Here is an 8,154-nt window from a genome sequence, read left to right as displayed (position 1 = left end):
GTCCACTTCACGAATAATGCTCGATGGTCAGTGACCATACTGCGCTTATTCGTTCCAGTGTTTCGAGTCTAAACGCCTTTTGTCCCACTCTCATTCAGTCTATCAACTCAAAATTTGTTTCTGTTTTTTTGCTGCTGGCTTTCCACAAAATTAAGGAGATAGAAAGAGTACCTAAAGAACCAAGAAGGATTATACTTCGAAGTGGAATGAATTGAGTGGCGAGTCCGAATAATAAAGTCATTATCATAGTAAAGAGCGATTCAACTAATCCGTACAAACTGCCAATTCTGCCCATAAGATCAACAGGAATAGTTAATTGATAAAAGGATTGAAAGCCTGTATTTGCAAAAGCTAGAGAAAAAGCTAAAATAAAAAATCCGATACTAGCAGCAATAAAAGAAGTTGAAAAGGCATAAATGAGATAGCCAATAGAAACCAAAAGAGTCCCTCCGCCCATCATAAGAGCTAACGAAAGAGAATCAGCTAATGCTACTGTGGCTATCGATCCTATTAAGATTCCAGCACCGGCTATGCTAACTAAAAAGCCATATTCTTGATTGGATAAGTTTAATACAGTGATTGAAAAGGTTGCTTCAAGGGAATCCAACGCGGTGGCCATGACGGTTATTCCGCTAAAAGAGAAGTAAATTTTCATGATTAAACGATGGCTTAAACTAAATGCTCGAACAGCTTTGAAGTCAGCTTTCAGCATATTGAAAGAGAGCTTTTCATTTAAGATTTTTTCGCCTATGGCTTCAACATTCGGTAAAAGTAAAGTTAGAACACCGGCTAAAAATAAAGCTGCAGCATTTGTTAAAATAGCAAAGTTTGGTGTTCCAAATGCTAAAAGTATTCCGGCTACTGCTGGGCCAATTAGAAATGCTCCTGAATCGATTAAGCTGCGAAAGGAATTAAATTTTTTGATTTGTTCCGGGGCCAAAGTACGTGTGATATAAGACATGGAAGTCGGTTGGAAAACAGCATTGGCACTGCCTAAGATAAAAACAATGAAATAAATGATCCAAAGAGAAGAGAAAAAGGGAAGCAAAGCAATCACTCCAGCACGAAATAAATTCAGAACAATGAGAAGAGTGCGTTTATTCAAACGATCAATCAAACTGCCTGCCCAAAAATTAGTCAGCACAGTGGCTAAAGGTTGCATAATGTAGAGCCCCGTGACAGCAAGTGCATTGTTGCCGCTGCTTTCTAAGACAGCTAAATTAAGCGCAATAAAATAAATCCATTCTCCAATATTTGCTATTCCGATGGTTACTAATAAAATCATAGGATTTTTCCAAGCTGCTATTGTTTTACTGTTCATTGTTATCATCCGCCTTCACCGCAATTTTTAAGTTAAATAAAAAAATTCACCCCCAAGACTATTTTGTCTTGGAGGCGAAATTTAATCTCATCGCGGTGCCACTCCATTTTACCAATATGTCGCCATATTGATCTTAGCAGGTACGTCAGCAAATAAACTGATTATACCTTTGCCCGATAACAGAGGCATTCTGTTACATCATCACCAAAATGAAGTTCCGATGCACTACTCAGAGGCTTGTTTCGACAAGCATTCATTTACTCTTTTTCAGCTAACAGAGCTCTCTATGAAATGGCAACTTGTTTACTCTTCTCATCACTGCATTTAATTGAGTGTTATCCTATCATTGTTCACACAGCATTGTCAACAAAGAAAGTAAAGATAAGAGGAAAAACACGAATAAGTTAATGGATTAAATTTTCTACAGTTACTGTTTTACCTAAATCAACAACAGGCGGTAAACGTTCACTAGAACTAAAGTATTTTTTTTTGTAAATATTTTTTTAAAAATGAATAAAATAAATAACCTTCTTTTATTCATTTTAATTCCTTTATCCAAATTTCAGTTGCCAAAATTATTTACTGAATAAGTTAGAAAAATCAGATCAGTTTTTCTTTTGGTTGTTTTTTTGTTCTTCTTTTTCCTCCTCTTCTTCCTCCTTATATTCTTTATCGTTATCCTCACCATAATAATCTTCATTGTATTCTTCATCTTCTGTATCTTTTTGCTCTTCTCGTTCTGCTATTTTTTTGTCGTCGTAGATAAAGATATTATGGAAGATTTTTAAAATAGGGCGTGCAGTTAAAAAGATTCCACCCACTAAATAAAGATACGTCCCATAAACATCTGGGATAGGGGTTAGGCTGGCTATACTTCCAATAACATAAAATATTCCTGTAAGGAGATCAGTGGTTAAAGAGATAAGTGAATAACGATTTTGAAAGTATAAGCGAAAGCGACCGCTTTTTATTTCGATATCTTCTTCTTCACCAGGGTGAAGATCATGTTTTTTACGATTAATTTTTGGCATATCCATTTACCTCACTTTATTTATCAAACATTTATTTTTCATTATACAAGGTTGTATTTTCTATTACCAAGAATAACCTTCTGAAAAAAGTACCTACTATAATTTATTAATCAGTAAAAGCTCTATACTATATTGCTTTACAAGTTAGTGCATATTTGTTATAACTAACTTGTAAAACAAACTAGAGGAGGAACACCGTGGATAGCAAAATAAACTCCCAAATGTTGAAGGGTATTTTATCAGGCAGTATACTACTATTGCTTTCTCAAGAAGAACTATATGGGTACAAATTGAGTGAAAAACTCACAGAATTTGGATTCAATGGTATCCCTAAAGGAACAATTTATCCTTTACTACTCTCTCTGGAGAAGAAGAAACTGATTAAGGGAACAATGCAACCTTCTGATACAGGCCCTAAAAGGAAATATTATTCGCTTACGGATACCGGGATAACGGAAACAGATGAGTTCATTATGCAATGGCATGATCTTAAAAATAGCGTGGACAACCTGATTGGAGGAAGTGGATTAAATGCAAACGAGTGAATTGATAAAAACAAATACTACCTTACAAGAGTCTTTAACAAAAGAAAACGAGAAATATTATGGGAACTTACTTATTTATGTTAGGGGAATGGCATTATTTAGAGATGAAAAAAAGAGTGAAGAACTATTACTAGAAGTTTTACAAGATATGTTAGATGCTCAAGATCAAGGTGTTTCTGCAGAAGAATATTTTGGTGAAAACCCTAAAAAAACTGCTGATGAAATTATTAAGCAATTGCCTGTTAACCTTTTTGATACTGTAAAGATTTTTTTGACTTCATTAGGAATCTACGGTCTTATTTGTATTTTGCCTGAGCTTATTTTTCCGGAGGACGGAGTAGATATTGGGCGTTTTGTAGTGACGGGATTATATTGGGTTCTCTTGGTTATTTTCACATTATGGCTTTTAGGAATGAGTTTATATCGATTTAAGAATAAATTAGTTAAAAGTTTTTTTATTTTATTAGTTGGGATAGGTGTCGTCCTTGGTTTTATACTCAATTTTTATATATCTACCCCAATCAATTTGAATCTTAGTGGAATGTTAGGAATTTTAACAATAATTGTTGTATCTGGCTCTTTGCTGCTGATATTTTACAAAGAAAACGATAAAAAAATGTGGTTGCCTTTTATCCCTATTCTGACTGTTTCTGCTGTTTTAGGAATTCTTATTAGACTGAATGTTTTTTCAAGCCTTTTAAACTCAAGAGAAGGCAAAATTGGAATAGCTGTCATTCTAGGGATAGTCCTTTTTATTCAGTATGTATTAATTTTTTTGAATAATAGAAAAGCTAAAGCTAAAGCTTAATTTATTTTTTGGAAAATGTTAAATTTATTTAGCAAGTTTTTTAAAGAATGCTTTTTAATAACATGCTTTAAAAGTATGAAAATTATAGTTTTAACAAAAGGAGAATGCTTTATGAAAAATTATTTTTATCTGCCAATAGATTCAAAACTATCACTTGTACAACCCACCGTAGATATGGCAACTATTCTTTTTGATTTAGTGGATAGTGATAGAGAACATATTAGGGAGTTTCTGGATTTTGTTGATACCACAAAAGAACCAAGTGATGAAATCAAATACATAAATATGAAATTATCTGGGCATATAAAAGGAACAGATAGATTATTTTTGATTTCCTACGAGGATGAATTAGTTGGTTCTATTGATTTGCATTTTATCGATTCTCGCAATAAAAAGGCAGAAATAGGTTATTGGATCCATTCTTCTCAAGCGAAAAAGGGGATCACAACTAAATGTGTAAAAAAAGTATGCCAAATAGCTTTCGAAGAAATGGGACTGAATAAACTATCTATTGTTGCTGACACTGAAAATGCAGGTAGTAACGCAGTGGCACTGAAAAGTGGATTTTCTTTCGTTGGAACAGATAAAGAAGACATAGTGATGTATGATAAATTACGCGATATGAACAAATATTCTTTGTTGAAGTCTGAATTTAAAAGCTAAGGTTTTAAGAATGTAAAAAAAGAATCAGCAAGAAAAAACCTTAAACCATAGAATTTTTCTGAGGGTTTAAGGTTCAATTTCTTAACTACGCCGAGAATGAATGATCCGAAAATTTATTGGTTGAATTCGAGCATTAGTTCCTCATACAAATCAATGAATTTCAAGTACACATCTTTATGAACGTACTCATCAACTTTGTGGGCCATTTTTGTTAATCCTGGTCCAAACATTATAAATGGAAAATCATCTCCCTTAGATCGTAATAAGTTAGAACCGTCTGTTACACCAGGAGAACCAATCAATTCGGGTTTGTCATTAAAGTATTTCTCACCTAATAGCTGAGCAGTTTTAACCAAATGAGATTTTCCATCTGTAAACACGCTAGGAAGCGACATAGTTACTTCAACAATGATATCTGCTCCTTCATTGTTTAGTTCTTCAGCAATTTGTTTGAACTTTTCAATAACTTCTTCTGTATCATATTCAGGAATCGTACGCACGTTAAATTCTGCTGTAGCCAATTCAGGAATAGAATTTACTTGCTGACCGCCGTGTATAATCGTACAATTCATAACTAGTTCGCCTAATGTTTCGTTTGAACGGTTTGAATCACGAACTTCAGCATTTACTTTTGTGATAAATTCTGCAAGCGGATCGATAGCATTATATCCAAGTTGCGGCAGTGCACTATGTGCTTCCTTGCCTTTTGAAGTAACCTTAAAATTCAATGATCCCTTGTGAGAATATACAATTACATCTTGAGAAGGTTCAGCCACAATCAATGCATCTACATCATCCATATATCCATTTTCATACAGTTTTTTCGCACCAGCGCCGCCGACTTCTTCGCCTGTCGTTGCCATAAAACGGATTGAACCCTTTTGTAAAGAATTGTTTTCTTTAATATCAATCATCGCTATTGCTAAAGCTGCAAGTCCTGATTTCATATCATTGGCACCACGTCCATAAAGCTTCCCGTCTTTTTCAGTTAATACAAATGGATCAGTTGACCATTTTGAGAGATCCCCTGGAGACACGACATCCATGTGACCCGAAATACCAAGTACTGGTGAACCAGAACCAATTTCAGCAACTAAATCTACTCTAGTATCTGTTACCGACACAATAGTTGCTTCAATACCGTGCTCTTCAAATAGCTTTTTAAGATAGTCAGCTACTTCAACTTCATTCTCGTTCACGCTTTTGATAGCAACTAAATCTTCTAATATCTTTATCTTTTGCTCTTCAGTAAAAACACTCACTGCATTTCCTCCTATTCGTTTTAGCTACATGGTTGTATGACTTGAAATCTAAGAACTATATTCTTTTAATATTTTACTCACAATTTTACTAACAAGCAGTAGGCTGAATAAAACTACAACGATTTTAAGAATCTTGAATAGTGCTGAAAAAGTTAAATTAGTCGTCGTAAAAGCTATAAGTAACATAACAATAGCAGATAAGGATTTGCCCCAAAGTTAAACTGGACTATCTAAAAAGTTCTAAACTTTATTAATAAGGAATGCGAACAACACCTCTCTTTGATAGTGTTCTCTTTTCTTATTTATCATATTAGATTAGAATCACCCTTTAGTCAAAAATACCATATACCCATTAAGACTAATCTGGCAAAATAAAATAGGTGTTTTTGCTATAATAAGTAATACGTAGAAATTATACGCTAAAGTCACTGGAGGCGTTTTTGATGAATAAAGCAATATTTAAACAAATAAATACCTATACTGCTTTGATTAGTTTTTTTCTAGGATTCTTTTATATTTTTCAGGAGGGAACTCTCACGAAATTTGCTGGTTGTATCTGGTTTCTAAGTTGTATGCTTAATGTATTTATTGCTTATAGAAGGGCGAAGAAACAACAGATAAGTAATGGTTATGAAGCTGACAAAAAAAGGAGAGAATGATGACAAATGAAAAGACTAGATTCATTATGATGAAGTTTCCAGACTTGTTTGTTGCTGAGATTGGTGAAAATCAATCAGTTAATAAATTTTATCATTACAAATGAAAAAAATAAAATTTCAGAATGCAGTCGTGTGAAACTAGAATAAAGGAGCTGAAAAAATGATACAGTTAGAAAAAATGACTGAACGAGACTTTATCGATTATCTTTCTCTTGCCATTCCTGATTATGCAGCCGAGAAAATTAGCGCTGGAACTTGGGCTAAAGAGGAAGCACAAAAATTATCTGAGGACTCTTTTGCGGAGTTGCTGCCAAATGGCGTAGCAACAAAAGATCATTACCTTTTTTCAATTGTAAAAAGTGACTCTTCTCAAAAAGTAGGATATTTGTGGTTCCGATCTAGCGAAGACTTGAATGGGAAAGCCGCTTTTATTTTTGATTTTATCGTATTTGAAGAGTTTCGAAGCAGGGGTTACGGTACACAAACCATGCTAGCTCTTGAAGAAACTGCTAAAAAGATGGGAATAGAAAAAATTATGCTTCATGTATTTGCGCATAACAAAACGGCATTCTCGCTGTACGAAAAAATGGGGTTTAATATGACTGACATAAGTATGTCTAAATATTTATAAATCAGTGCTCGGAGGATGGAAATCGTAGAACACACGATTATTTATTGGTAATAAACTACAAAAAATAACCATGAACACAGTTAGAATTCATGGTTATTTTTCTTTGTTTTAATTTTTCTGAACATAATGAGCTATTGGATAATCGGATACAGGTAAGTCAGTTGGTTCTTTCATAATTAATTGCGTTAAGATACGGCCAATAATTGGTCCTGAAGTTAAGCCTGAAGACCCTAACCCGCTGGCTGCATACAATCCGGGAGAGTCAGGGACTTCGCCGAAGAAAGGCGCAAAGTCAGAAGTGAAAGCACGTGTACCGACACGTGTTTCTTTGATCGTTGCTTTAGCTAAGCTTGGAGCAAGTTCGGCAGCTTCTTTCAACATGACAGCTAACTTTTCCTCAGTGGGGGTCAAATCATATCCTTCATCATTTTCATGAGTAGCTCCGATTACGATGCGTCCATTTGGAAAAGGAATCATATCTTTCTCGCCATCTGGCATGACGACAGGCCAATTTTCAGTTTCTTGCTCTACTTCTACATGAATCAACTGTCCTTTTTGTGGACGGATGTCGACAGAAAAACCTAAAGGCTGTAAAATTTCCGGCAACCAAGCACCTGTTGCTAATACGACAGCAGAAAATGATTTGGTATGTGCAGGCGTAGCGATCGTATAAGTACCGTTTGGAGATAGCGTTAATTGAGCTTTCTCAGTAAAATAATTTGCTCCATTCGAAATAGCTGCATCCACTAATTTCTTAGTCAGCAAGGCCCCATCAACTCGTGCTCCGCCGGAAGCAAATAAAGCTGATTGTTCCGTTTCTAGCAAAGGCAGCTTGGCTTTAATTTCAGTAGGTGAAAGAATGGATAGTTCCCCAATCTCTGGAGCACTTTCTCGTCGGTTTAACGCTATTTTTTCAAGTTTTGCTAATAATTTAGGCGTTTTTTTAAAGACTAACGTCCCAACTTGACGATAAATAGCAGAGTGGTTAATATCCTCATTTAAATCCTGCAGTAATGTTGGGTAAAAAGCTGCACCAGCAGCAGCTAATTGATACCATTGTTTGTTGCGGCGTTGGGAGAGCCAAGGGCAAATAATTCCCGCTGCAGCTGAAGTCGCTTGCCCAGTTCCTTCATCGTAAATCGTGACCGTATAACCTGCAGCACTAAGATAAAAAGCAGTGGTTGCTCCCACAATGCCAGCACCAATAATTGCAATGGATGTTTTGTTGTTCATA

Annotated in this window: 8 protein-coding genes, 1 pseudogene and 1 other annotated feature; of the genes and pseudogenes, 5 read left to right on the top strand and 4 right to left on the bottom strand. The window is 35.1% G+C overall.

The features are described from left to right. Nucleotides 1–94: 94 nt before the first annotated feature. Nucleotides 95–1,321 carry an MFS transporter gene (locus RT405_RS01840; RefSeq protein ID WP_313467078.1) on the bottom strand — a complete coding sequence of 409 codons (1,227 nt, stop codon included), beginning with the start codon at nucleotides 1,319–1,321 and terminating at the stop codon, nucleotides 95–97. Between the two features lie 67 nt (nucleotides 1,322–1,388). Beyond that, nucleotides 1,389–1,649, bottom strand: a binding site (T-box leader). 394 nt (nucleotides 1,650–2,043) lie between these two features. Beyond that, nucleotides 2,044–2,352: pseudogene (locus RT405_RS01835) on the bottom strand (YrhK family protein); the annotation flags it as partial. Nucleotides 2,353–2,549: 197 nt separating this feature from the next. Here RT405_RS01835 and RT405_RS01830 point away from each other — a divergent pair. From RT405_RS01830 to RT405_RS01820, 3 genes are all read left to right on the top strand, one after another. Further along, the gene (locus RT405_RS01830) at nucleotides 2,550–2,897 is read left to right on the top strand and encodes a PadR family transcriptional regulator (protein WP_313467076.1); all 348 of its coding nucleotides are present in this window, start codon (nucleotides 2,550–2,552) and stop codon (nucleotides 2,895–2,897) included. Further along, nucleotides 2,884–3,705, top strand: coding sequence for a hypothetical protein (locus tag RT405_RS01825; protein WP_313467075.1), 822 nt, complete (start codon nucleotides 2,884–2,886; stop codon nucleotides 3,703–3,705). The genes RT405_RS01830 and RT405_RS01825 overlap by 14 nt, the downstream gene beginning before the upstream one ends. 111 nt (nucleotides 3,706–3,816) lie before the next feature. Further along, nucleotides 3,817–4,368, top strand: a complete 552-nt coding sequence (locus RT405_RS01820; RefSeq protein ID WP_313467073.1) for a GNAT family protein — start codon at nucleotides 3,817–3,819, stop codon at nucleotides 4,366–4,368. A 113-nt stretch (nucleotides 4,369–4,481) separates the two neighbouring features. Here the strand turns inward: RT405_RS01820 and RT405_RS01815 are convergent, their stop codons facing one another. Further along, nucleotides 4,482–5,630, bottom strand: a complete 1,149-nt coding sequence (locus RT405_RS01815; RefSeq protein ID WP_313467071.1) for an ArgE/DapE family deacylase — start codon at nucleotides 5,628–5,630, stop codon at nucleotides 4,482–4,484. A gap of 443 nt (nucleotides 5,631–6,073) precedes the next feature. Here RT405_RS01815 and RT405_RS01810 point away from each other — a divergent pair, with 443 nt between their 5' ends. Both RT405_RS01810 and RT405_RS01805 read left to right on the top strand, forming a co-directional pair. After that, complete coding sequence (locus RT405_RS01810) at nucleotides 6,074–6,289, top strand: hypothetical protein (protein WP_313467070.1); 216 nt, start codon at nucleotides 6,074–6,076, stop codon at nucleotides 6,287–6,289. Nucleotides 6,290–6,449: 160 nt separating this feature from the next. Beyond that, entirely contained in the window at nucleotides 6,450–6,920 is a 471-nt protein-coding gene (locus RT405_RS01805) for a GNAT family N-acetyltransferase (protein WP_313467068.1), read from the top strand. A 108-nt stretch (nucleotides 6,921–7,028) separates the two neighbouring features. On the opposite strand, the gene RT405_RS01800 is transcribed toward RT405_RS01805, so the two are convergent. Beyond that, complete coding sequence (locus RT405_RS01800; RefSeq protein ID WP_313467066.1) at nucleotides 7,029–8,153, bottom strand: FAD-dependent oxidoreductase; 1,125 nt, start codon at nucleotides 8,151–8,153, stop codon at nucleotides 7,029–7,031. Nucleotide 8,154 lies beyond the last annotated feature (1 nt).

The sequence above is a fragment of the Carnobacterium sp. genome, assembly GCF_032094055.1.
Lineage (GTDB): Bacteria > Bacillota > Bacilli > Lactobacillales > Carnobacteriaceae > Carnobacterium_A.
This window is presented reverse-complemented; position numbering and strand designations above follow the sequence as displayed.

Coding starts and splice junctions, on each gene's coding strand:
- RT405_RS01820 (WP_313467073.1), top strand. CDS start 3,817: ATGAAAAATTATTTTTATCTGCCAATAGATTCAAAACTATCACTTGTA.
- RT405_RS01805 (WP_313467068.1), top strand. CDS start 6,450: ATGATACAGTTAGAAAAAATGACTGAACGAGACTTTATCGATTATCTT.
- RT405_RS01825 (WP_313467075.1), top strand. CDS start 2,884: ATGCAAACGAGTGAATTGATAAAAACAAATACTACCTTACAAGAGTCT.
- RT405_RS01840 (WP_313467078.1), bottom strand. CDS start 1,321: ATGAACAGTAAAACAATAGCAGCTTGGAAAAATCCTATGATTTTATTA.
- RT405_RS01800 (WP_313467066.1), bottom strand. CDS start 8,153: ATGAACAACAAAACATCCATTGCAATTATTGGTGCTGGCATTGTGGGA.
- RT405_RS01810 (WP_313467070.1), top strand. CDS start 6,074: ATGAATAAAGCAATATTTAAACAAATAAATACCTATACTGCTTTGATT.